Genomic DNA, 24,255 nt, shown 5'->3' on the forward strand with positions numbered 1-24,255 from the left:
GAGGCAGGGAATGACCATTCATGATGCCAGCAAGAAGAAAAAGAAGGACGTCAAAAAGCAGGACGATAATTCCGTCAGAAAACTGACCTCCGGGGAAATCGCCTTAGCCAGAACGGTATTCGGTAACCGGATCGATTACGAGAAGGTGAAAATTCATCATGGCAGCTATCTGCCGTTTAATGCGCAGGATGCGAATACGGCAATGACACCTAATGGTGAAATCTACTTCATCAATCAGTACCGGGATGATTTTTCACAATCGCTGTATTCGCTTCAGCATATGTTTATTCACGAAATGAGCCATGTCTGGCAGCGTGAAAAAGGGATGAATGTTATTGGACGAGGCCTGGTGAGCTGGCTTGTCAGTTATCGCTATACGCTTGATGGTCGCCTGCTGAGTGACTATCCGATGGAGCAGCAGGCACAGATTATTGCCGATAATTTTGTTTTACAGACATTTGGCTATGAAATCTGGTGGCACCTTGAAAATAAAAAGTACCCCGACATTACGCTTGATGGCGACATTTCTGAGGCGGCAATACGTGAAGGGTATAAAAATTCTCTGAGAGGTTTTCCGTGGTGAGTGTGAACCATTTTCGAAAAATTATCTTTATCGTTGCATTAGGCATGTCGTCGGTAGCCCTGACTGGTTGCCCAGGCCCTGGCGACAGAATGAGTCTGGATGAAACTGCGCTGGTGAGCAGAAAAGGTAATGACGTTTGCATGAGTATTAATGATGCGCGAGATTATCAGCCTGCAGACATGGGTATCAATCTTCGGGGTACGCCGCCTAAAGAGAAAGAATTCAACTTCTCACCAGATCTTAAGATTGTTGATGGTGCATTGTGCATTCCACCGTCTTACTACCATTTCATGGATGGTAATAAATACATTGTTGAATTCGTGCTTCATTCAGCAAACAACAAAGATGAACCCCGGAATTTTGTTGTCGGAATAGGCGTTAATGATACCCAGGTATATAACTTTCCTTTGACCGACCGCGAAATTTCAAGGTCTTATGGCTCTATTGACGTTTCTGAATAGTGCCCCGGTAGAACGCCATGAAGGTTTTTATCTTTTTAACTTTAGTGGTGGCGGGAGTGCTGTTTCTTCCGGATACGTGTTCTTACACATTCGTTAAGCGCTTTATCCCCATTAGCGGCGACGGCGAATACGGCATGAATAATTTTGAAATGACCGCTTTGCTGATGAAAACTCTCGCCTGCGCCCTCGGGGCTGGAGCCGTAATCACGCTTTTCGTACTCGCTGAGTACCCCTGATTAAACCTGTTACTTGCCCGTCGGCAAGAAAGTCATGGACTGCAGGTTATCCCATGGAGTCAAAATCATGAGTCTGACAGATACGCTTAAGAACACCCTGTCTGCGCTAACAGAAGGCGGGCTGAACCGCTACCGTCTGGATATTCCGTCCTGCACAGCTTCACTGGATGTGGAAGAGTTTAACGGTAAGGAGTTCATGAGTGAGCTTTACCACTACGACATCATCTTTACCAGCAGCGATCAGAATATCAGTTCAGCACAACTGTTGACCAAACCTGCCACGCTGACCATGGGAACCGGGCCTCTGATGGGGCTGACCGGGCAGAAAGTGGTGCATGGTGTGGTGACGCATTTTAAGCGTATCAGTGGCTCACGTGACCAGGCGACGTACCAGATTATTATTGAGCCGTTCCTGTCTTTGCTGCGCAAGCAATTCCGCACCCACCGGTTTTTTGTCAATAAATCGGTACCGGAAGTCGTCGCCGAAGTATTGCAGGAGCATGGCCTGAAAGGCTGGGAGTATGAGTTCACTCTCAAAGCCGACTATCCGAAGCGTGAGCAGATTAACCAGTACAAGGAAAATGACCTTGCGTTCATTGAGCGTTTGCTGGCTGAAGTGGGGATTTTCTACTTCTTCACTCTGCAACCTGACACCCAGACTGAAGTGGTACATTTCGCAGACAAGCAGAGCGCATGGACGTTCGGTAAGTCTCTGCCGCTCAGCAGTCCATCGGGAATGAGTGACAATGCAGCGGATTCGGTATGGGGGGTTAACGTCCGACAGAACGTGGTTGAGCGTAATGTTACCGCCAGTGATTACAATCACCGTGAAGCCCAGAATGTCCTGGCCTCTGTACCGGCGGACATGACCCGGGGCGACGGTGACGGTGTTACCTATGGTGAGGTCTATCACTACCTGCCGCGTCATCTTGAACGTGGCGACAAAATCACACCTTCAGCAGAAACCGGCAACTTCTGGGCTCGCCTTGAACACGAGCGTTTTCTGTCAGGACAGACGACTATAAGCGGCTGCGCTAATGATGCGCTGCTTTCTCCGGCCCAGGTGTTGACCATCAGTGAAAGTGTGGTAACACCGACACTGCCATCAGAAACGGACAACGGTATTATCATTACCCGCACGGGCTATATCGCCAGCCGTAAAGATGCCCTGATCGTGATGTGGGAAGGGATGCCGTATTACGAGAACCGTTGCTGGCGTCCAGCCGCGAAAAAACGCCCGGTGGTCAGCGGCACGCTGATGGCGCGTGTGACCAGCGCCAAGGATAACGACATCTACGCCTGGCAGGATGCATCGGGCATGTACCGGGTGAAGTTCGATGCCGACCGCGATGATAAGCGCCAGGGCATGGAAAGTATGCCGGTGCGCTTTGCCAAGCCTTACGGGGGGGACAAATACGGCTTCCACTTCCCGCTGATACAGGGCACTGAAGTCGCCATTGCATTCCACGAAGGCGATCCTGATCGTCCGTATATTGCCCATGCTATGCACGACTCCCGCCACGTTGACCACGTTACTGAGGCCAACAGCACGCGCAATGTGGTCAGGACCGCGGGTCTGAATAAACTGCGGATGGAGGATAAACGCGGCGAAGAGCACGTTAAGCTCAGCACGGAGTATGGCGGCAAAACCCAACTCAATTTAGGCCACAACGTCAATGCTTCCCGCGAACCACGCGGTGAAGGTGCTGAGCTGCGTACTGACCGACATGTTTCTATCCGGGGTGGTGCCGGGGTGTTTATCACAGCAGATAAACAGCCGTTTGCCGGGGACAAGATGCTTTCCATGCAGGAGGCGATTGCCCAACTGGAGAATGCACTGAGTATTGCCCGAAGCATGTCAGACGCAGCTGAAACTGCGCAGGCGCTACCCGCTGATATTCAGAGCCAGGTGAAGTTGACTGATGCCCTCAAAGATCTCGCGCAGCCAGGGATGGTGTTAAATGCACCTGAAGGGGTAAGCATTACCAGTCCGCAGGCAGTGCGTATGGCCTCGGGAAGCGCCAGCGTCGGGATTATGTCACAACAAAACACTGACATCAGTGCACTTAAGCGCTTTACCGTGGCAGCGGGTGAAGCCGTGAGTATGCTGGCCCGTAAGGCCGGGATGAAACTCTTTGCGGCTAAGGGAAAAGTAGAAATTCAGGCTCAGGATGATGCGCTTGATGCGATAGCTAAAAAGGATGTGACCGTAACCAGCACGGAAGGGCGGGTTGAAATCACGGCGGCGAAAGATGTCGTGCTGAAAAATCTGGATGGGTCATTCATCCAGTTGCAGGGTAAGAATATTATTCTGGGTTGTGAAGGTAATATCCTGTGGAAATGTGCCAATGCGCAGAAAATGGGTAGTGTAAGCATGAGTAGTGTTATGCCACAGTTTCCATCTGGATATAGTGGAAAATTTACGGCATCGTCTGATGCAGGTGTTCCAGTTGCAGCTGCGGCATACATGCTGACATCGAGTAATGGGCAGAAATTATTCGGTAGAACAGACGAGAACGGTGAAACAATCCCAGTTTACTCATCAAACCCGAATGAGCCTTTTGAATTTGAAATGATTCAAAGTGATTATTGGTACGATAGTGAGAATATTGTGGATAGAGTACATTGTTCATCATTTTCAGATATGTCACTCCAGAGCGATGCCTGTCAATGCAGTGATTGTGAGGAAAATAAAAGTGCGTGATATTACTTTAAGGTTTAAATTTTTGTTATGCATGTTGCTGGCTCCATTTTTTTCTTTTGCAAGTGGTACATGGAATGCTAAATCAGCACAAATGCAATGTGGCTCAGCTTTGGTAAAGGTCAGTGCTGAATGCCAGGTGAATCAAAAAAGCCCAACAGAGAATATATGCAAAAATTACCAAATGGAAATAAAAAACGGCACGAATAATAAAGAGTTTTCTTTGCCATACATCCCGAATAGCCAAAAAGCCCTCCTGGAAGGACAAGGTTATTCCTTTAATGATGTAGTTAAGCCTGGTGATTGGGCCCCCTCCACAATGAAATGCTATGATAATGAAAACGTTGTGATCGGATACCATCTAGGGTTGGATGAAGAGGAGAGCGTAAAGGGTTCATTGTTGTCCTATATTGACGCCCCATTTATTGATCTTTCAGGTAACTTTGTTACAGGTAACAAGCTTTCTGAGCTTAGATCTCGAGAAATAAAAAAACCATACAGTAACACAAACATAGATTTTATTAGCAACCGCTGAGGTATGGTATGTCTGATTTATATGAGTATTTAAATACCAAGAAGGGAAAAGCATATTTTGATGACCAGATTAAGCCATTTTCGTTAATCTCACTTTATCCGGATATAGATACGACCAGAAAGTTAAGAGGCAACAGTCGTACAGCAGGAGATGCAGATAAAGATGTCCAGGATGCTATTATAGATATGATTATTACCATAGCTGTCCGTTATGGATTAAGTTATAAAGAGATATCATATATTTTATTAACAACTAAGGTTGAGTCCGGATTTAACCCTGATGCGGCTGCGGGGGCCACTAGTGCTGCTGGTTTAGCGCAAGGTACTGTTGGCTTTATCAAGGATGCATTGACAAAATCTGAGGATATTCTTGGTTTTCAACTTGACCTTCGCGCGGAAAACGTATTTGATGCCGAGAATGGATGTTATGCGGTAATTTATTCATTTTTACTTAACAAATCTAAGGTGATGGAAAGTTATACATCAGATCAAAGTGAATACTGGGAGTGGCTTTATTTACTGCATCATGATGGAGCCTATAGCTTAGGGAAATATCTCGATGGTACACGTGAGAAAAGTGCAGACGGCAAGAAATGGGCGCTTTATATCACTAAGCATTTATCTGTTGTGGAAGGGTTGCTAAAAAACACTGAAGTTAATACTAAATTTAAATTATCCACGGGGGATAATACAGCATTCAAGAACAAAAATTATATTGCTGCAATCTCTCCATTTCCAAGTTCAACATGCCCAAATTTAGTGTCAGACTATGAAAAAACTCTGGTTTTTATCAAAGGTGTGACAGATGTAAATGGGATGACTGAATCAGTCAATGCTATCGCAGGTTCAGAGGTTGTGTTTACTATTCTTGCTGATAATTACAAAGAATTAGCTAAAGCAACCAGAGAAAAAAACACTGATGAAAAGCATAAGACTCTAACTTATACCGTTAAAAAAGGTGACACTTTATCGGCAATAGCTAAGAGCCATGGTGTATCAATTGAGAAACTTGCAAGAATTAATAAGATTCATAACGTAAACATGTTACGTGTGGGTGCTAAATTGAAAATACCCGACAATAGTCAAAATCATGGGTATGTTAGCCGCTATGTTTCAGATAAGACAAAAAAAGAGATTCTCAAACACGTAGGTGTTGAAAATGCTAATACTAAAGCAGCAATAGAGTATGCCAGAAGTCATATTGTGTTGCCTAAAGGAAGCAAATCAGCAGACTCAGATAAACAACACAATGTTATACACATCAAGACAACCTCAACGAGTAAGGCTGTTAATGATAGAATTAAAAGTGAGCCTGAAAAACATAAAACTGATAAAACAGGCGCAGCAAAACCTATCCGTGTGACAAGGGATTTTGAACCTGTTATTAATTGGGATAACTCAGCTATACAAAGTGTTGTAAGTGCTAAAACAATTAGTGTGTTGAAGGATATAATGAAAAAATCAGGTGTCCATAAAATATACATAACAAGTACAATAAGAACACTTGAATCACAAATCAGGGCTATGTTATATGCAATTGAACATCCTCACACTCCAGGGAAGGGAGTAGAAGAACAGCTTAAAACATATAATTCAGTCGGTGATCAAGTAATACTTGCGTATGCAGATGCGAATAAATTAAAGCCTAACGACCATACTTTTGCTTATAATTGTATGCTAGAAAAGGCAAGAGAGTTGAAAGCAAATGGTAAATTAATATCTAGACATAATGTGACGCTGGAGGAGTATAACAAGGTAAACACATTAGACATCTCATATACGAGGATTGGGGGGAGGGCTAATATGAAGAACTTCATCAATGCGGTTCTTGAGCACAAAAAAAATACTGGTGATATAAAAAACTTTTTCTATCCTGGCAATTCTCGTGGCGAGCATGCATTACATTTGGAGATAATCCAATGATCAAGATTATCATCGGCATCTTTTCTCTGCTGTTCATTAGCACTACTCATGCAGATACGAATAAAGATATTTTGCAAAATGGAACTTACTATATTCAAGATGGTGTTGCACCACAAAAAGATGAAAATGGTGAGTATGTTTTATCTTACAGACCAGAATCTATAAACGAACTTTACGTTAAAGTCCAAAATGACAAAGTTATAATCTATTATTATAAATCCGGTGATAATTGGGTTTCTGGGCGGGCAGAGGCCACTTACAACCCAAAAAAACATGACATTGTTGTAAACAAAATAGTCGAATCTATTCATATGCCAAATGATACATCGAAGACTAAAGTTGGTGGTAATTTAAATGGAAAGGAATTGATTCAAGTTAAAAGTGAAATAATCCCTGTATATGGAATCACTGGCAACGGTTTTATAGTTGACTGTGATAAATATGTAAGTGAAAATAGAATTCAAGCGTTCAACTTCCCAGACAATTACATTATGTCCACTGAGGGAGCGTATTGCAATCAGGCTTATGATGATGATGGTGAACTTACTCACCTTAAAATCAAAGTGATAAAAATTGAATGATGTTCAAATTTAAATCTCGCATATGAGATTTGGCTCGAGAAACCATCGACAAAAAATTTCAATGTAATTATCGTTGCTGAAATAGGGTTTTGTATGTCTAAAGGATTTGTATTACTCGGAGATAAAACAACACATGGCGGTGAAGTTATATCTGCGTCCTCGACCATGATTGTGAACGGGAAGAAAGTCGCCCTCGTTGGCGATGAAATTAATTGCCCTGTTGAAGGACATGGTATTAACGCCATTATCGAAGGATCACCAGAATGGGTTTCGGATGGTAAACAAGTTGTTGTGGATGGCTGCGAATGTGAATGCGGTTGCCATGTTATCTCCAGTGCGCCGGATTGTTCAGTAGGATAAGTTATGAGCTGGGAGCGTCAGAAAGCCACAATATCTGTAGAACCTGATGAGCCGTCACTGGTCATCTGGCTGATCGCAGGCCTTGTTGCTGTTATTGCCGGAGTGTTGTTCTTTGTACTCCACGCCAATCAGTTTCTGGGTGAATTGCAAAAATTTAACCTCTGGATTGTTGCCGGAAGCCCTCTTTTTATCTGGTTCGTGGCGATTTGCATTCGCGGCTGGATGTATAACCACGCAATGGATCGTCACCAGTTTGAGTCTGATGAAGCAGATTATGCACAGCACCAATGGGTTTCCTGGGCCGGGCGTTATCTGGCGGTTCTGTATAGCCGGGTTATCCTGCCTGATAACTTGACGCCATCCACATTTCTGCAGGCCCCCAAAGATCTCGAACAGGGTAGCTCTCTTTCTCGGGGAATAGCATTACCTGTTGGCGAAGATGTTTTTTCAGCATTGATTGTGGGCCTGGACATATCAGAATTACAGCGCTTATCTGACCTCCCTTTCCACGCAACCTTACTGACTGATTCACACGATCCTGATGAGACACTGCAGAAAGAATTCTCAGCATGCTGGCTCCAGCTAGTTGGGCAGGCGTATCCTGTACCGTTATTGACGATTCTTAAAGACCGGGCTTTCGATTGGGTGGGTGAACGCCTTAAAGCCCCGATTCTGGATGTTGAGCTTCTGTTGGTTCACCAGACTCAGGGAGGGAATGAGTACAGTGATTCGCTCTCGGCTTTAATGCTGACCTCTGATGATGTAGCAACGAAGTATCAGCTAAACCATCACGCTCGCCTGCTTCGGCCTATGTCGCTTGAATCAACCCAAAAGCTGAATGAAGAGCTCGACACCTTTTTCTCAACCCAGTCGCAGGCTATTGCCGCGCGTGCAATTGTGGGCGACAGCATGGAATGGGGTGATGATTTTTCCACTCTTCTGGCCAGTGCAAAGCAATATGAAGGCAACTGGAAGGCCCAACAGTGCCATTGGCTTGAGAAATATGCAGGACTCAGCGGCCCTTTCTCACCGTGGATTATGGCCGCCGTCGTCAGTGATATAACCATGCTCACAAAAGAAGATTGCCTGATGCTTTCGGGTAACAAAGAGCAGCGATTTGTAAATACCGTAACTACAGGGAATCTGATGAATGGCGAAGGATAACTCAGTGTGGCGTGGTAACTGGGGACGCATCAGTATTACTGCGCTGATTGCTGCCGCGATCGGATTAGCCATCTGGAAAAAGGGTGATGCGTTCGGACTGACCAGTAACGGCCTTAAGCTGCTGGTATTTGTGGCGGTGATAATCCTTCTGCTACTTGTCCGCCATGGCAAAACCATTAGCCTTGCGATTAAACAACAGTGGTCGCGTTTTCAGGCGAAGCGTAAAAGTGTCCTGCCTGCCGATGAAGGTCGCGTCAAGCAGACCGCGCCTCGCAATGTCACCGTTGATACCATCCGTGACGCCATGCGTAACCTCTACGGTCGGCGTTGGGGACGTAAAACACGCATCCTGCTGATAACCGGCACCGCCTCTGAGGTGGAACAGCTGACGCCAGGTCTTACAGCTCAGCTCTGGCAGGAAGACCGCGGTACACTGTTGCTGTGGGGCGGTGACCTCAATACGCCAGCAGACAGCGCCTGGCTGACCGCGCTGCGCAAACTGCGTCGCCGCCCTGTGGATGGTCTGGTGTGGGTCACCTCGGCCTTTGACCAGATCTCAGCCCCGGGGCTGGAGCAGCCGCTGCCGGTACCGTCTGAAAGCACCATGGATTCCCTGTCCCATGCCATCAGCACGCGTATGGATAAGCTTGGCTGGCAGCTCCCGCTGTATGTCTGGTCCCTGCACCCGCGCGCCGGTCAGCCGGAAGGGCGTATTACTCAGGCGGCAGGTTGTCTGTTGCCTGCTGGTTGTCGTACCGAAGGGCTGGCAGAACAACTCTCCGCCCTGACGCCGGATTTGACCTCACAGGGCCTGCAGCAGACCTGCGGTGAAGTAAAACATAACTTCCTGCTGACGCTTGCCGACCAGCTTATTCGTGAGCCGGAGAGCGTGACTGCGCCGCTGTCGGTGATGCTCAATCCGTACCGCCCGCTGCCGCTGGCCGGTGTGGTGTTCAGTCAGCTCTCTGCCGGTGCTGAACGTGCCGTGACACACCACTGGGGCATGGATAAGCGCTGGGATGTTTTGCCGGTGTCTGTCCGTACGCTTCCTGCCGGACTACGCCCACACAAGCCGGGTTTTCCATGGCGCAAAGTTTTTGCGTCTGTTGTCGCCCTGGCGATGGTGGGCTGGGCTGTCTGGATGGGTATCGCCTATGTCACCAACCGCAGCCAGATTGACGGTGCGAATGCACAGGCCACACTTGCCGCCCGACAGAATCAGCCGCTGGAACAGCGCCTGCACGCACTGTCTGAACTCCAGAAAACCCTGGCCCGCCTGCAGTACCGTTCTGAGCATGGTGTACCGTGGTACGAGAAGGCCGGGCTGAGCCAGAATAACGCCCTGCTGGCCGCACTCTGGCCACGCTATCAGGACTGCGCGTTACCGCTATTGCGGGATGCGGCTGCGGACCATCTGCAGACTCAGCTCAGTACCTTCAATGCGCTGCCGCCGGGCAGCCCGCTGCGTGAGCAGATGGCAAAAAACACGTATGACCAGCTCAAGCTCTACCTGATGCTGGCGCGTCCGGAACATATGGACGCCGCCTGGTTCAGTTCGGCGCTGCTTCGTGACTGGCCAAAACGTGATGGCGTGAAAGACGGCGTCTGGCAGGGTGTAGCACCGTCGCTGCTGTCGTTCTATGGTGCGCAGCTGGTCACGCATCCGGAGTGGAAGCTCCGTGCTGATGAGGGCATGGTCAGCCAGGCGCGCTCGCTTCTGGTTCGCCTGATGGGCGTGCGTAACAGCGAATCGACCCTGTACCAGAAGATGCTCTCCCAGGTGGCGCACCTGTATGTCGATATGCGTCTTGACGATATGACTGGTGATACCGATGCATCCCGTCTGTTCAGCACCACAGAAATCGTACCAGGCATGTTTACCCGCCAGGCCTGGGAGCAGGCCGTTCAGCCCGCCATCGAGAAGGTGGTGAAGGCCCGCCGGGACGAACTCGACTGGGTGCTCACTGACAGCAAGCGCCAGGTGAATAAACAGGATGAGACCTCGCCGGAAGCGCTGAAAAAGCGCCTGACCGAGCGTTACTTTGCGGACTTTGGTGTGGCCTGGCTTGCGTATCTCAACAGCCTGCGCTGGAACCAGGCCGCGACGCTGTCGGATTCCATTGACCAGCTGACCCTGATGGCCGATGTGCGCCAGTCACCTCTGGTGGCGCTGATGAACACCCTGAATGTGCAGGGGCGCACCGGGCAAACCGGCGAGGCGATTTCAGACTCCCTGGTGAAATCAGCCAAAAATCTGCTGGGCGGTGATAACAAGGATGCCATTGACCAGAGTGCCGGCGTTCACGGCCCGCTGGATGCAACCTTTGGTCCGGTGCTGGCGCTGATGGATAAAAGCAACACTGTTGCGCAGGCGCTGAGTCTGCAGTCCTACCTGACCCGCGTGACGCAGGTTCGTCTGCGCCTGCAGCAGGTGACTAATGCCGCTGACCCTCAGGCCATGACCCAGACCATTGCTCAGACCGTATTTCAGGGTAAAGCCGTGGACCTCACCGAAACCCGCGACTACGGCAGCCTGATTGCAGCAGGTCTGGGGCAGGAGTGGAGCGGCTTTGGGCGGACGGTGTTTGTGAACGCGATGGAGCAGGCCTGGCAGCAGGTGCTGACCCCTGCGGCAGACAGCCTCAATGCCCAGTGGCAGCAGGCGGTGGTGGCTGAGTGGAACAGTGCCTTTGGAGGCCGTTATCCGTTTAGCAATTCCAGCAGCGATGCTTCTCTGCCATTGCTGGCCAGATACCTCAATGCTGATTCAGGGCGTATCACTCAGTTCCTGCAGACCCGTCTCAAAGGCGTGCTGCATAAAGAGGGCAACCACTGGGTACCGGACAGCATCAACTCGCAGGGCCTCGCCTTTAACCCGGCATTCCTCAACGCCATCAACACCCTGAGTCATATATCGGATGTGGCCTTCACCGAAGGCAATGCTGGGATGAACTTCGAACTTCGCCCGGGCACCGCCGATGGGGTTATGCAGACCGACATGATTATCGACAGTCAGAAGCTGACCTATGTGAACCAGATGCCGGCATGGAAACGGTTCACCTGGCCTGCTGATACAGAAGCACCCGGTGCTAACCTGAGCTGGATCAGCACCCAGGCGGGCACCCGCCAGTACGGCGATATTCCGGGTAGCTGGGGTCTGATTCGTCTGCTCGATAAGGCCGCCGTCAGCGCCTACCAGGGTACGAGCAGCAGTTACAGCCTGAGCTGGAAAGCACAGGACGGTCGTACGCTCAATTACACCCTGCGTACCGAAGCCGGCGAAGGCCCGCTGGCGCTGCTGAAGCTGCGTAACTTCCGTCTGCCGGAGACCATCTTTAGTACTACTGGCGTGGCAGTGTCAGACCAGGTCGCCAGTGCAGGAAATGATACAGAGGACGTATATTGATGAGCACGCTCAATGCCTTAATCAGCGCCTGCCATATTGAGCAGGAACCACTGCTCGCGGCCACCCGTGAGCGGGTGGCGCTCTGGGACAGCTGGCTGCAGCCGCTGTCTGGTCCATCACCTTTGGGTGATGACCCGGGTTATGACGACGACTTTCAGCAGATGCGCGAGGAGGTCAACAAACTCTCAGGTGCGGATACCGAACTTATCTGTCGGCTTGCCGAGAAGCTTCTGACCACGACCGCCAAAGATATCCGTGTGGCCACCTACTACTGTTGGGCAAAGCTGCACCGCGAAGGTGAGCAGGGGCTGGCCGAAGGACTCGAGTTGCTGGCTGGTCTGCTGGAGCGCTTTGGACCACAGTTGCATCCGCAGCGTGACCGCAGCCGTAAGGCGGCACTGGAATGGCTGGCGGGATCGCGAATGACTGACTCTCTTTCCCTATACCCGGAAGTGGTCAGGATCGATGCGGTGCGTACCACCGGAGCACTGCTGCTGATAGAGCTACTGATGGAAAATGAGCCGGATGAAACCCGACCGGAACTCAATACGCTGTATGGTGCTCTTGAAAGCCGCTTGCAGAAAGCGGGTGGTGTGGATGCGGTTGTGCCGCAGAACGCCAGTACCAGCGAAACACCTTCGGCTGCCAGCCACAGTGATGCCCCGTCAATCGGACGCATCACGTCCGGTCAGGATTTGCTGGCCCAGGCCCGCACCCTCACCGAATACCTTCGCGAGCAGCCGGACGGCTGGCTGTCAGCACACCATCTGATGAAGAGCCTGCGTCACGACACCCTGCGGGCCATCCCGGCCCCGGATGCGCAGGGGCGCACACGCATTGAGCCGCCAAGGGCGGATCAGCGCGCGTTACTCAAACGTCTCTACCTGCAGCAGAACTGGGCTGAAATGCTGGAAACGGCCGACAGCACCTTTTCCCGCGGAGCCAATCACCTGTGGCTGGATTTGCAGTGGTACATCCACCAGGCGCTGACGAAATCTGGAAAGGAAGCGCTGGCCGACATAATTGCTGCCGACCTGAAAGGGTTGTTGTCGCGCCTGTCCGGGCTGGAAACGCTGGCGTTCAGTGACGGTACCCCCTTTGCGGATGAAGTGACGCTGAACTGGATCCAGCAGAGCGTGCTTGATACCACAGATGGGTGGGCCAACGATACGCCATCAGCCCCGGCCACCGCCGGTAACGACGACATTCTGGCGCTGGAGCCGGAAGCCGTGGCGCTGGCCGACAGTGAAGGCCCGGATGCCGCGCTGGGCTGGTTGCAGACCCAGCCGGGCATGACCACCGATCGTCAGAAGTGGCTGCTGCGCCTGCTGATGGGACGCATTGCCGAGCAGTACGGTAAAAATGACCTGGCGGTGCACCTGTTTGCTGAGCTGGGTGAGCGTGCCCGTGTAGTGACCCTCAGTGACTGGGAGCCTGAGCTGTTGTTCGAGGTACAGGCCCGCCATCTGAAACTCCTGCGCCTGAAAGCCGGTCGCAGCGAGGCTGATAAAGCCCGCCTTACGCCAGTAATCGACCATTTACTTGCCGGGCTGATCGCCGTCGATCCCGCCCGTGCCGCCGTGCTTTGCGGTTAAATCCACAGGAACAGAAATAAATGGAAGATTTGACCCTGCGTTATTACGACGCGGAAATGCGCTACCTTCGTGAAGCCGCGAAAGAATTTGCTCAAACCCATCCCGATCGCGCAGCAATGCTCGACCTGGATAAGGCCGGCACACCCGATCCGTATGTTGAACGGCTGTTCGAAGGCTTTGCTTTCTCAATGGGACGGCTGCGGGAGAAGATTGACGACGATCTGCCGGAACTTACCGAAGGACTGGTCAGTATGCTCTGGCCTCACTACCTGCGTACTATTCCGTCACTCTCTGTGGTGGCGTTCACGCCAGTGCTTCAGGCCGTGAAGATGGCGGAAGTCATGCCCGCGGGTCTGGAAGTTTACTCCCGCCCGGTGGGACCTAAAAATACGGTCTGCCGTTATCGTACCACCCGCGATGTGATGCTCAACCCGCTGAACATCTCAGGGGTGACCATGACCACCGAGCCTGACGGGCGCTCGCTGCTGCGGATACGTTTTGCCTGCAGCACCCAGGCGGACTGGTCCCATGCGGACCTCAGTCACCTGAGTCTCTATCTCGGCGCGGATGCACCCGTCAGCAGCCAGCTGCACCTGATGCTGACTAAACGTCAGGCTGCCCTGTATATGCGCCTTCCCGGGCAGACCGACCGCATTCGCCTCGACGGGTACTTCTCACCGGGTGGATTTGCAGAGGAGGACGGGCTGTGGCCGAAAGGCGATACGGCGTTCAGTGGGTACCAGCTGCTGCTGGAGTACTTCACCTTCCGTGACAAGTTTATGTTTGTCCACCTCAACGGCCTGGCCGGTATCACGCCACCTGCCGGGGCAGAGTACTTCGACATTGAGGTCGTGTTCAGTACGCCGTGGCCATCAGACCTACCGGTCACCGATGACGCGGTTCGTCTGCACTGCGTGCCGGTGATTAACCTGTTCACGCTGGAAGCTGACCCGCTCACCATTACCGGGCTTGAGAGTGAGTACCTGCTGCGCCCCAAACGTCTGCAGGACGGACACACCGAGATTTATTCGGTGGATTCGGTGACAGGCTCAAACCGGACCAGTGACGCAGAGTATGTGCCGTTCAGCAGCTTCAGGCACAAGGGCGGGATGATGCGCCGTCATGCACCACCCCGTTATTACCACACCCGAGTGAAGCGCAGCGTGACCGGGCTGTATGACACCTGGCTGATTCTCGGTGGTCACCAGTGGGAGAATGACAGGCTGTTTGAGCGCGAAGCCGTATCGCTGCAAATCACCGGCACCAACGGTCAGTTACCGCGCCGGGCGCTGCAGAGCACGCTGCTTGACCGCTGTGAGCAGGTGGTGCAGACGCCATTGACGGTGAAAAACCTCTGCAAACCCACGCTGCCGGTTTACCCGCCAGCAGAAGACCGTTTTCACTGGCGGGTACTGAGCCACCTCGGCTCCGGGTTCCTGAACATGATGAGCACCGCCGAAGTGCTGCGCGGCACGCTGGCACTCTATAACTGGCAGGAAGATGAACTGAACACCCGCCGTCTGGAGACGATTCAGCATGTGGAGCACCACCGCCTGCAGCGTTTTGAGCAGGGCTACCTGCTGCGGGGGCTGGATATCGAAGTAACCCTCGACAGCAACGGCTTCACCGGTGAGGGCGATATTCACCTCTTTGGTGAAATGCTTAACCGGTTCTTTGCGCTGTATGCCGATATGAACCAGTTCAACCAGCTCACACTTATCGTTCAGCCAGAAGGAAAATGCATCCGGTGGAAAGAGAACCACAGTCCGCGTCTGCCCGGCTGATAGCGCAGCTGGAAGACCGGCTGCCGTATATGAATTTTTACCGCTTCTGCCAGCTGCTGGAGCAGAGCCAGCCGGACAACCCGGTCACCGGCAGCACCTGGCAGGTACGACATGAACCGGTACGTTTTCGACCGCACCCGGGGATGGGCTTTCCGGCCTCTGAAATCAAAGGAATTGAGCAGCCTGAGCATTCGCATCTGCCGCCAACGGTACGCATCACCTTTATGGGGCTCTACGGTGTGGAGTCCCCGCTGCCGACGCACTATACCGATGACATTACCCGGCGGCGGGAAGGCTATGAGGCCACGGCGGATTTCCTCGATATCTTCAACCACCGGCTGATTGCCCAGTACTACCGTATCTGGCGTAAATACTCATACCCGGCGACCTTTGAAGAGGGGGGGAAGGACAACACCTCGCAGTACCTGCTGGGGCTTGCGGGACTCGGCATTGACGGCTGTGCACAAAACATTGCCACCCCGGCTTCGCGCTTTCTGGCACTGCTGCCGGTCATGTTACTGCCGGGGCGTACCGCAGAAGGCATGGCCTCGCTGGTGCGCCTGCTGGCATCCAACACGCAGGCGAAAATCTGGCACCATGACAAACGCCGTGTGCCGCTGAAGAAGCCACTGACCATGCGCGTCAGCCAGCCCGCCACCCTGACAAACCGACCGGTGATGGGCAGCTATGCCACCGACGTAAACAGCCAGGTGCTGATGCGTCTGACCACCACTGACCCGGCAGAAGTGCAGGGCTGGTTACCGGGCGGGGAGCTTCACACCGACCTGATGGCGCTGCTGCACGTGTATCTCGGGTCTCGCCTGGATTTACGGCTACAGCTGTGTGTCGACCGCAGCCTGCTGCCGGACGCGACCATGAGCACGAAACCCAAAGCAGGCGCGGTGCAGCTGGGCCGCACTGCCGTAATGCGACCGTTGAATGCGGTTACCGCATCACACCCAAAAACAATCACCATTAATCTGGGCCGCTATGAGCGGGTACAGGAAAATATTCACCGCAGGGAGACCGATGAAGATGGCGATTACCGCTGGTAAATTTCCTCTGGCTGCGCTGGCCGCCGGTATCACCCTGATGCTGGCGGGGTGCGGGTTGACTCAAAAAGTGACAGACGGCACCGTTGCTGTGACCAAATCGATATTTTATAAGCAGATAAAGACCCTGCATCTGGATATTCGGGCCCGTGAGGCAGTGAACAGCAATGCAGGCGGCGTGGCACTGTCGACGGTGGTGCGCATCTACCAGCTTAAGGATCGCAAAACGTTTGACAGTACTGACTATCCGTCACTGTTTAAAGATGACAGTCAGGCCATCAGGGCAGACCTGCTGGCGGAGAAAGATGTCCGTCTGCAGCCCGGCGGGGCGGTGATGGTGGATATGCCGATGGAGGAGGGGGCCCGGTATGTGGCGGTGGCCGGGATGTTTATGTCGCCGGACCAGGAGAACAACACCTGGCGGGTGGTGCTGAGCCGTGATGATCTCGATCCGGATAAGGCTCGCGTCATCGATGCGGGCAATAACCGCCTGACCCTGCAGGCGCTGAAAGATGAGTGATTCACCTCGCCCACCACTTTATGAAACGCTCTACGGCAACTTCACCGGCGGCCTCGATCTCCATCAGGTCAGCGAGCAGAACCAGGTCGTTTTGTCCGTGCTCGACAACATGCAGCGCGTTCTCAACTGCCGTGCAGGTACGCTGGCGCATCTGCCGGACTATGGGTTGCCCGATATGACGAAAATCCTGCAGGGCATGCCGGGTACGGCCCATGAGCTGATGGGCACTTTGTCTGCCGTGCTGCTCAGATATGAGCCGCGTCTGAAAAAAATCGCCGTTGTCCTGCTGGAGCAGAACGCCCCCGGTGAACTGCGCTACGCGATTGATGCTGAACTTAAAGGTGTCGGTCTGGTGCGCTACGGCACTGAATTTATGCCTGAAGGCCGCGTGCTGCTGCGACACCTGAAGAGTCAGCAGTATGTGGACTCAGCAACCCGTCCCTGAGGTCAGATAACATCATGTCACTAAAATCACAGTTTCTGAAACAGGAGCAGGCCGGACAGCCCGCTCCGGTTGCATCAGCCACCTGGCGTCAGGCCGATATCGCAGAGTTTCACCTGAGAATGACGCTGCTTCAGGATCAGATGGACGCGTGGCTCGACGGTACCGGGCTGAAGGTGGGGACCTTCAGCGTCTGCGTTACGGACCTGCTGGCGGAGGTTAGAGCATTTGATATCGACGGCATCGTACTGCGCGTGGACGACCGGGCTGTAAAGTTTACGCCGGTATTTTTGTACGGCCAGAGCGTGGTCGGACGTGTGGACGTGACCCTTCACGCAGAAGGGTGCATCACTTCAGTGGGGCGTTTATTCATGCAGGCAGGTCAGCTTAACGACTGGCGACTGACTCAGCCAGGGGCACCGGCCATGCCGGGAGAGCATTTTGACGAAGGCGCATTTTTTGGCCTGATTTTATCGCGGCTGCCATAGCGGACCTGCAGAGCCCGCAAACCCGCGCGAAGCCGCTTAACCAGAAAACAACGTCCGTCATTCTGATATGGATATTCAGCCGTGAATAACATGACTCCCCGTAAAATCAAAACCGGTGGCGACCCCAGGGCGCTGCCGGATTATGCCGCCCTGCGCGATGAGCTGAGCAAACTGACGCATCCGGCGCGTCCGGATGTGAACTGGCGATATGCCGAAAAACTCTGCCTCTCACTGTTTGAGCAGAACGGCGTGGAGCTGCAGACGGCAGCCTGGTACACCCTTGCCCGTATGCAACTGGCCGGCCTGTCCGGCCTCAATGAGGGGCTGGCAATACTGGAAGCACTGATAAGCCATCAGTGGGGGACGCTCTGGCCGCAGCCGGTGCATGCCCGCATGGAAATCCTCAGCAGCCTGAGCATGCGCCTGCAGCAGCGGATGCGCACGCTGGCGCTGAATTACGGCGACCTCAGCCAGCTGTACCGGGCGGAACAGCTGCTTGGCCGTCTGGGTACGGTACTGCAGCGCCTGGAGCTTAAGCATCTGAGCCAGCTGGATGTGCTGCGCACGCTGATGCACAACAGCGCCGTCCGGCTGGAAAACAGCGATGGCACCGGCGCGAACATTCAGCCCGGTATCGTGTTGCCTTCCACCATGATGAATGGTTCGACCGCATCCACGAGGGACCTTGCTGGTGGTCCGGATGACGATTTCAGGGTACCAGACAGTGCAGTGAAGTGGGTGTATGTCGCGCAGCCTGAACAGCAGCCGAACGTGGACGTTCTGGCGACAATGCCCGCGCCGGTAAAAAAATGGAAATCCTTCGCGGGCGGGATGTGTACCATGCTGCTGATAAGCTCAGCTGCCGCATTCGTCTGGCAGTATCTTCACCGTTCCGACCCGCTACAGGTTCAGTTTGCCGCCTCCCTGGCACCGTTACCGGCCGTGCTCACGCCTGAGCAACTGGCCATTCTGCAACAGCGGTCACCGGTACCAGCACAGGTAATCGCTCAGACACAGCAGCAGCTGGCCAGGCTGGAAAAATTACCTCCCGACTGGAATATCGCCTATGGCAGAAAACTCGCTGAACAGGCACGGACGCTGTGGCCGGAGCAGGCTAAGCCTCTGGTACAACAGTGGGAACAGCAGCTCAGTAGCGCCTTGCTGCCAGCGGAACAGCTGAACGGCTGGCATCAGGGAATGACAATCCTGCAAAAACTGAGCGACAGGCTGAACGGGCTGGATGAGCAGAAAGGGAAATACATGACGGTCAGCGAGCTCAAATCACAGGTTTTTGCTGCTACGCAGGCATTCGGTAAAACGGTACCGGTTGAAGAACAGCTGCGGCAAATGAGCATTCCGGGCCTTTCACAGACAATCCCGGCCGCGCAAAAGATGCAGACAGAACTGCATCTTAAGCAGTTAATCACGCGGTATTCCGCCGTAACAGAACGCCAGTAACCGTCCTTATGCGTATTTTCGGAGTTTCAATGGATGAGAACGAGCTTCACAGAAATCACTGGTGCGAATGGTCAGCTGCAGACCTCACTTTTCTGGAGGTCAACTACCGTACCATGCCCCTGCCTGAGCTTGCCCGCATTCTGGGGCGAACGCCCGGCTCCGTTCGCCTGATGGCTCATAAACTGGCCTGTCAGGAAAAGGCATCGCCACGATGGACCGCAGAAGAAGACGATATCATTCGTCAGCACTATGCTTCAGGCGCAGGCGCTGCATTCATTGCGACGCTTCTTAAAGACAGAACGTCTTCGGCTGTCTTTACCCGGGCCGATACGCTGGGAGTGACCAGCGGCAGGTACTGGCGTGAGGAGGAGCGTCGAATTCTGAAGGAACACTATCCTGCTATCGGTTCCGGGGTGCTTAATCTGCTGCCAGGCAGAACCCCTGAGGCTATCAAAATAATTGCGGGAAGAATGGGGCTTCGTAAATCAAGCAGCAGCCGCGAGGGGTTTCGTCCGTGGAGCGACGCAGAGTGGAGGCTGCTGGAGGAAAACATTCATCTCAGCATTGCTGAGCAGCAGGCAACACTGTTTCCGGACAGAACAAAACGAGCAGTGGAGAAGGCCCGCGAGCGATTACTCAAAAAAAAACGGGCTCTTTGCCGCGAGTTTAAGGCGTGATGCGTTAGCCAGTTGTCTTTAGTGCCGGATAACGCCAGGCGAACCGTGCTGTCCGCCACAGGCAACGCCTCAACTTTGTGGTGAGCATTTTCCCGTAACGTCGATGCCAGACCATGCCCGCCCGGAGCGGAATACGCAATAACGGCCTGCTGACAGGCATCGTTAATTTAAATCCCACTTTAAGCAATAACGATATTTCGCTTATATCCACCCCGCATCATAAATCCCTGGCGCGGTTCGTAATATTCGAAATTCGCAAGTGAAAAATCAAATCAAAAAAGAAATAGCAAAGAAATGCTGTGAGTAACTTTATATTTTAATTAGGGAGGATCTGGTGCGTCAAGAAATCATAAGACCATGCCGGCATTGTGGGGCGCTTATTTCAACTGATGCCACATGTAAAGTCAGGAAGCCCTTTTCCGGACGGCGGGCAGAGCATTTACTGCCGTGGATACTGAGTGCCTTATTACTTGCCGGTTTTGTGTTATTTACCTCTTTTTACGGGTGATATATATGGCCTGCATATACAGGATGGCGGGAACGTCATTGCCTGAACTTATTTTCAAACAGCACCCGTTTGGGTGAAATTTTAAAATGGAGTTGTAAATGAAAGAACTGAACATTACAGATGAAGTTGATAAGGCCGGTGAGTGGCTTGTAAAAAATCAGGGGTTATTAACTGAATACGCGGTCAATATTATTTCGGCCACCGTCCTGTTAATTACCGGACTGATACTTGCCCGCCTTGTCGGTACGGCGCTGGAGCGGGTGCTCTCCCGTCGCGGGATTGACGTGACGGTGTCGGGCAGGGAAAGATCACGAAAAGTACATTTTTTGAACTAAAATATGTGCATTTTTTGTTCATTAAAGATGCAGTAAAGTGATGTGCAATCCTGGTTTTTAATCTCCTTATGTGATCAAATAACCCCTTAATAATATTAAGGACAATAAGAGCCTATCTCAATAGGACTTTATTCCAGACAATAAGACCACAGGCAAAATGCAACATGGCCTCGTAATTTTCAGTCTTCTTTTCCCATCGTGTCAGAACCCGGCGAAAGCGATTCATCCAGCTATGAGTTCTTTCGACAACCCAGCGATGGGCTTTGAAGTCCGTGTTTTTACTGGCATCTGACTCTTCTTTACGGGACTGGATATGCGGCTCGTAACGGCGGCTCTGCAGATATGTTTTCAGCCAGCCTGCATCGTAACCTTTGTCCAGGCAGAGTCTGAGTTTTTGCCCCGGACGACCCGTCTGAAGGGCATCGAGCGTATCCGCAACCAGTTTGATGTCGTGCGTGTTCGCTGCTGAGACAACCAGCGACAGAGGAAGCCCGCAGGCATCAGTCATCAGCCTGCGCTTTACGCCTTGCTTCCCTCTGCCAATGGGATTGCGGCCCCTGACTGCGGTGATTTGGTCATACAGCCGTCTGTCGACAACCATGACCAGTCAATGCCGTCCAGATGTGCGCAGGCAGGCAAACCGTTCTGCCAGAAGCGCCCGAAGACTCCAGCATCGCGCCATTCCCGGAAGCGCCGGTGTGCAGAACCCGGTGAACATATCCCGGTGGCATTCAGCGCGTTCCACTTGCAACCGGTCCTCAGGACGAAGAATATGACATTCATGGCCGCACGGTTATCAACGCGTTTACGATGAGTACCGAGCGGATGGCTGGTTTTGTGCTCAGGGATAAGCGGTGTCATTTTTTCCTAAAGCTCATCGCTGATCTGTCATATTTTCGCCTTCATAAATTACCAGTTACGACATTCTCACAATACCTTCAGGGATAGGTTCTTAATCGAGAAAAAGCCTATATCAAAATCCATAAGGGAAATGATAAAATTAATTTATTTTAACTTTAATTAAAAAAAGACCCCGGCTATTTACAGTATTTATTTATATAAAAGTATTTCCTCAAAAAAGTATATAAAAGGATTAATATAATGTCCGATCGTGTGGATAGATACGTGATTCATGCACTTATTGCGGGTCATTTCGCTGACCCCTTTTCTGTGCTTGGGATGCATCAAACTGAGGATGGTCTTGAAGTTCGGGCACTGTTACCGGATGCCACAGAAGTCTGGGTGATTGAACCCAAAACCTGCCGCAAGGTCGGTAATCTTGAATGCCTCGATTCCCGTGGCTTCTTCTCGGGCGTGATGCCCCGCCGTAAAAACCCTTTTCGCTATCAGCTCGCCGTTCTCTGGCACGGTCAGCAAAACCTGATTGACGATCCCTACAGCTTTGGTCCTCTGCTTAAAGAGATGGACGCCTGGCTGCTCTCCGAAGGAACGCACCTTCGCCCTTATGAAACCCTGGGTGCCCATGCCGATACCATGGACGGCATTACCGGCACGCGGTTCTCCGTGTGGGCGCCTAACGCACGGCGCGTCTCCGTTGTCGGCCAGTTCAACTACTGGGACGGCCGCCGCCACCCGATGCGCCTGCGCCGGGAAAGCGGCATCTGGGAGCTGTTTATCCCCGGCGCGCACCCCGGGCAGCTTTATAAATTCGAGATGATCGACGCTAACGGCAAGCTGCGCATTAAAGCCGACCCGTATGCCTTCGAAGCGCAGATGCGCCCGGATACCGCGTCGCTGATTTGCGGCCTGCCGGAGAAGGTCGTCCAGACGGAGGAGCGCAAACAGGCCAACCGTTTTGACGCGCCCATCTCCGTCTATGAGGTACACCTTGGCTCCTGGCGTCGCCACACCGATAACAACTTCTGGCTGAGCTACCGTGAGCTTGCCGACCAGCTGGTGCCGTATGCCAAATGGATGGGCTTTACCCACCTTGAGCTGCTGCCGGTCAACGAGCATCCGTTCGACGGCAGCTGGGGCTATCAGCCCACCGGGCTGTATGCGCCAACGCGCCGCTTCGGCACGCGCGATGACTTCCGCTATTTCATTGATGCCGCGCACGCCGCAGGGCTGAACGTCATCCTCGACTGGGTGCCGGGCCATTTCCCGTCGGATGACTTTGCGCTGGCAGAGTTTGACGGCACGAAGCTGTACGAGCACAGCGACCCGCGCGAGGGCTATCACCAGGACTGGAACACGCTGATCTACAACTACGGTCGCCGTGAAGTGTCGAACTACCTGGTCGGGAATGCCCTGTACTGGATCGAGCGTTTTGGTATTGATGCCCTGCGCGTCGATGCGGTGGCGTCGATGATCTACCGCGACTATAGCCGCAAAGAAGGCGAGTGGATCCCGAACGTGTTTGGCGGCCGTGAAAACCTGGAAGCGATTGAATTCCTGCGCAATACCAACCGCATTATCGGCGAGCAGGTGGACGGTGCCGTGACCATGGCGGAAGAGTCAACCGCCTTTGCGGGCGTCTCCCGCCCGCCGTCATCAGGCGGCCTGGGGTTCTGGTACAAGTGGAACCTCGGCTGGATGCACGACACGCTCGACTACATGAAGCTGGATCCGGTTCACCGTAAGTATCATCACGATAAGCTGACGTTCGGGATGCTCTACAACTACACCGAAAACTTCATGCTGCCGCTGTCGCACGATGAAGTGGTGCACGGCAAAAAGTCGATTCTCGACCGCATGCCGGGCGACGCGTGGCAGAAGTTTGCCAACCTGCGCGCCTACTACGGCTGGATGTTTGCCTTCCCGGGCAAGAAACTGCTGTTTATGGGCAATGAGTTCGCCCAGGGACGCGAGTGGAACCACGACGCCAGCCTCGACTGGCACCTGCTGGAAGGCGGCGACAACTGGCACCACGGGGTGCAGCGTCTGGTGCGCGACCTGAACCTGACCTACCGCCACCACAAAGCGCTGCACGAGCTCGACTTCGATCCGTATGGCTTTGAGTGGCTGGTGGTGGACGACCACGAGCGCTCGGTGTTTGTCTTTGTGCGTCGTGACAAAGCGGGTAACGAGATCATCGTCGCCAGTAACTTCACGCCGGTGCCGCGCGAACACTACCGCTTCGGCATTAAGCAGCCGGGCAAATGGCGCGAGATCCTGAATACCGACTCCATGCACTACCACGGCAGTAACGCCGGTAACGGCGGGCTGGTACAGAGCGACGCCATCGAAAGCCACGGGCGACCCAACTCCCTGAGCCTGACGCTGCCGCCGCTTGGCACCATCTGGCTGATGCGGGAGGGCGAATGACGCAGCTTACGGCAGGTAAACCCGAACCGCTCGGCGCGCGTTTTGACGGAAAGGGGGGGGCAATTTCCCCTTCTTTCAACACTCAGAGGGGAATCCTGTGTGTTTGAGTATGAAGGTAACGAGAACCGCTGTGTTTTCCGTATTACACCAGTAATTCAG

The 24,255-nt window shown here is 52.9% G+C and carries 20 protein-coding genes and 1 pseudogene; 20 read left to right on the forward strand and 1 reads right to left on the reverse strand.

Annotation, left to right across the window (positions count from 1 at the left end; all coding sequences use genetic code 11):
* Positions 1-10 precede the first annotated feature (10 nt).
* The 19 genes from EXW94_RS12400 (at position 11) to EXW94_RS12490 (ending at position 20,808) form a co-directional block, all read left to right on the forward strand.
* Complete coding sequence (locus tag EXW94_RS12400) at positions 11-583, forward strand: type IV secretion protein Rhs (RefSeq protein WP_174340228.1); 573 nt, start codon at positions 11-13, stop codon at positions 581-583.
* A 44-nt stretch (positions 584-627) separates the two neighbouring features.
* Entirely contained in the window at positions 628-1,044 is a 417-nt protein-coding gene (locus EXW94_RS12405; RefSeq protein WP_375336647.1) for a putative T6SS immunity periplasmic lipoprotein, read from the forward strand.
* Between the two features lie 17 nt (positions 1,045-1,061).
* Complete coding sequence (locus tag EXW94_RS12410) at positions 1,062-1,280, forward strand: hypothetical protein (RefSeq protein ID WP_174340229.1); 219 nt, start codon at positions 1,062-1,064, stop codon at positions 1,278-1,280.
* A 67-nt stretch (positions 1,281-1,347) separates the two neighbouring features.
* Complete coding sequence (locus EXW94_RS12415) at positions 1,348-3,984, forward strand: type VI secretion system Vgr family protein (protein WP_174340230.1); 2,637 nt, start codon at positions 1,348-1,350, stop codon at positions 3,982-3,984.
* Complete coding sequence (locus EXW94_RS12420; RefSeq protein ID WP_174340231.1) at positions 3,977-4,516, forward strand: hypothetical protein; 540 nt, start codon at positions 3,977-3,979, stop codon at positions 4,514-4,516. Before EXW94_RS12415 ends, EXW94_RS12420 begins: the two co-directional genes overlap by 8 nt.
* A gap of 8 nt (positions 4,517-4,524) precedes the next feature.
* On the forward strand, positions 4,525-6,438 hold the full coding sequence (locus EXW94_RS12425) for a LysM peptidoglycan-binding domain-containing protein (protein ID WP_174340232.1): 1,914 nt from the start codon (positions 4,525-4,527) through the stop codon (positions 6,436-6,438).
* Complete coding sequence (locus EXW94_RS12430) at positions 6,435-7,019, forward strand: hypothetical protein (protein WP_174340233.1); 585 nt, start codon at positions 6,435-6,437, stop codon at positions 7,017-7,019. Before EXW94_RS12425 ends, EXW94_RS12430 begins: the two co-directional genes overlap by 4 nt.
* A 93-nt stretch (positions 7,020-7,112) precedes the next feature.
* Positions 7,113-7,379, forward strand: a complete 267-nt coding sequence (locus EXW94_RS12435) for a PAAR domain-containing protein (protein ID WP_174340234.1) — start codon at positions 7,113-7,115, stop codon at positions 7,377-7,379.
* A 3-nt stretch (positions 7,380-7,382) separates the two neighbouring features.
* The gene (locus tag EXW94_RS12440) at positions 7,383-8,543 is read left to right on the forward strand and encodes a hypothetical protein (RefSeq protein ID WP_174340235.1); all 1,161 of its coding nucleotides are present in this window, start codon (positions 7,383-7,385) and stop codon (positions 8,541-8,543) included.
* Entirely contained in the window at positions 8,530-11,949 is a 3,420-nt protein-coding gene (locus EXW94_RS12445; RefSeq protein ID WP_174340236.1) for an ImcF-related family protein, read from the forward strand. Before EXW94_RS12440 ends, EXW94_RS12445 begins: the two co-directional genes overlap by 14 nt.
* A complete protein-coding gene (tssA, locus tag EXW94_RS12450; protein ID WP_174340237.1) occupies positions 11,949-13,544 on the forward strand; it encodes a type VI secretion system protein TssA in 1,596 nt (531 codons plus the stop codon). The genes EXW94_RS12445 and tssA overlap by 1 nt, the downstream gene beginning before the upstream one ends.
* A 20-nt stretch (positions 13,545-13,564) precedes the next feature.
* A complete protein-coding gene (gene tssF, locus EXW94_RS12455) occupies positions 13,565-15,328 on the forward strand; it encodes a type VI secretion system baseplate subunit TssF (protein ID WP_174340238.1) in 1,764 nt (587 codons plus the stop codon).
* Positions 15,283-16,383, forward strand: a complete 1,101-nt coding sequence (tssG, locus tag EXW94_RS12460; RefSeq protein ID WP_174340239.1) for a type VI secretion system baseplate subunit TssG — start codon at positions 15,283-15,285, stop codon at positions 16,381-16,383. Before tssF ends, tssG begins: the two co-directional genes overlap by 46 nt.
* A complete protein-coding gene (gene tssJ / locus EXW94_RS12465; protein WP_174340205.1) occupies positions 16,364-16,900 on the forward strand; it encodes a type VI secretion system lipoprotein TssJ in 537 nt (178 codons plus the stop codon). The genes tssG and tssJ overlap by 20 nt, the downstream gene beginning before the upstream one ends.
* Positions 16,893-17,345, forward strand: a complete 453-nt coding sequence (gene tssE, locus EXW94_RS12470; protein WP_174340240.1) for a type VI secretion system baseplate subunit TssE — start codon at positions 16,893-16,895, stop codon at positions 17,343-17,345. Before tssJ ends, tssE begins: the two co-directional genes overlap by 8 nt.
* 14 nt (positions 17,346-17,359) lie before the next feature.
* Positions 17,360-17,830, forward strand: a complete 471-nt coding sequence (locus EXW94_RS12475; protein WP_174340241.1) for a hypothetical protein — start codon at positions 17,360-17,362, stop codon at positions 17,828-17,830.
* Positions 17,831-17,911: 81 nt separating this feature from the next.
* Positions 17,912-19,288: a VasL domain-containing protein gene (locus tag EXW94_RS12480; RefSeq protein WP_174340242.1), complete on the forward strand. Its 1,377-nt coding sequence runs from the start codon at positions 17,912-17,914 to the stop codon at positions 19,286-19,288.
* Between the two features lie 29 nt (positions 19,289-19,317).
* Positions 19,318-19,965: a hypothetical protein gene (locus EXW94_RS12485; protein WP_174340243.1), complete on the forward strand. Its 648-nt coding sequence runs from the start codon at positions 19,318-19,320 to the stop codon at positions 19,963-19,965.
* Positions 19,966-20,571: 606 nt separating this feature from the next.
* A complete protein-coding gene (locus EXW94_RS12490; RefSeq protein ID WP_174340244.1) occupies positions 20,572-20,808 on the forward strand; it encodes a hypothetical protein in 237 nt (78 codons plus the stop codon).
* A gap of 112 nt (positions 20,809-20,920) precedes the next feature.
* Here EXW94_RS12490 and EXW94_RS12495 read toward each other — a convergent pair.
* Positions 20,921-21,669 (reverse strand): annotated as a pseudogene (locus EXW94_RS12495) (IS5 family transposase).
* 240 nt (positions 21,670-21,909) lie between these two features.
* On the opposite strand from EXW94_RS12495, the gene glgB reads away from it, so the two are divergent.
* Positions 21,910-24,096 carry a 1,4-alpha-glucan branching enzyme gene (gene glgB / locus EXW94_RS12500; RefSeq protein ID WP_174340245.1) on the forward strand — a complete coding sequence of 729 codons (2,187 nt, stop codon included), beginning with the start codon at positions 21,910-21,912 and terminating at the stop codon, positions 24,094-24,096.
* Positions 24,097-24,255 lie beyond the last annotated feature (159 nt).

Source organism: Enterobacter sp. JMULE2, from assembly GCF_013337145.1.
GTDB lineage: Bacteria > Pseudomonadota > Gammaproteobacteria > Enterobacterales > Enterobacteriaceae > Enterobacter > Enterobacter mori.

Coding starts and splice junctions, on each gene's coding strand:
- EXW94_RS12400 (WP_174340228.1), top strand. CDS start 11: ATGACCATTCATGATGCCAGCAAGAAGAAAAAGAAGGACGTCAAAAAG.
- EXW94_RS12405 (WP_375336647.1), top strand. CDS start 628: ATGTCGTCGGTAGCCCTGACTGGTTGCCCAGGCCCTGGCGACAGAATG.
- EXW94_RS12410 (WP_174340229.1), top strand. CDS start 1,062: ATGAAGGTTTTTATCTTTTTAACTTTAGTGGTGGCGGGAGTGCTGTTT.
- EXW94_RS12415 (WP_174340230.1), top strand. CDS start 1,348: ATGAGTCTGACAGATACGCTTAAGAACACCCTGTCTGCGCTAACAGAA.
- EXW94_RS12425 (WP_174340232.1), top strand. CDS start 4,525: ATGTCTGATTTATATGAGTATTTAAATACCAAGAAGGGAAAAGCATAT.
- EXW94_RS12430 (WP_174340233.1), top strand. CDS start 6,435: ATGATCAAGATTATCATCGGCATCTTTTCTCTGCTGTTCATTAGCACT.
- EXW94_RS12435 (WP_174340234.1), top strand. CDS start 7,113: ATGTCTAAAGGATTTGTATTACTCGGAGATAAAACAACACATGGCGGT.
- EXW94_RS12440 (WP_174340235.1), top strand. CDS start 7,383: ATGAGCTGGGAGCGTCAGAAAGCCACAATATCTGTAGAACCTGATGAG.
- EXW94_RS12445 (WP_174340236.1), top strand. CDS start 8,530: ATGGCGAAGGATAACTCAGTGTGGCGTGGTAACTGGGGACGCATCAGT.
- tssA (WP_174340237.1), top strand. CDS start 11,949: ATGAGCACGCTCAATGCCTTAATCAGCGCCTGCCATATTGAGCAGGAA.
- tssF (WP_174340238.1), top strand. CDS start 13,565: ATGGAAGATTTGACCCTGCGTTATTACGACGCGGAAATGCGCTACCTT.
- tssG (WP_174340239.1), top strand. CDS start 15,283: ATGCATCCGGTGGAAAGAGAACCACAGTCCGCGTCTGCCCGGCTGATA.
- tssJ (WP_174340205.1), top strand. CDS start 16,364: ATGGCGATTACCGCTGGTAAATTTCCTCTGGCTGCGCTGGCCGCCGGT.
- tssE (WP_174340240.1), top strand. CDS start 16,893: ATGAGTGATTCACCTCGCCCACCACTTTATGAAACGCTCTACGGCAAC.
- EXW94_RS12475 (WP_174340241.1), top strand. CDS start 17,360: ATGTCACTAAAATCACAGTTTCTGAAACAGGAGCAGGCCGGACAGCCC.
- EXW94_RS12485 (WP_174340243.1), top strand. CDS start 19,318: ATGGATGAGAACGAGCTTCACAGAAATCACTGGTGCGAATGGTCAGCT.
- EXW94_RS12490 (WP_174340244.1), top strand. CDS start 20,572: ATGAAAGAACTGAACATTACAGATGAAGTTGATAAGGCCGGTGAGTGG.
- glgB (WP_174340245.1), top strand. CDS start 21,910: ATGTCCGATCGTGTGGATAGATACGTGATTCATGCACTTATTGCGGGT.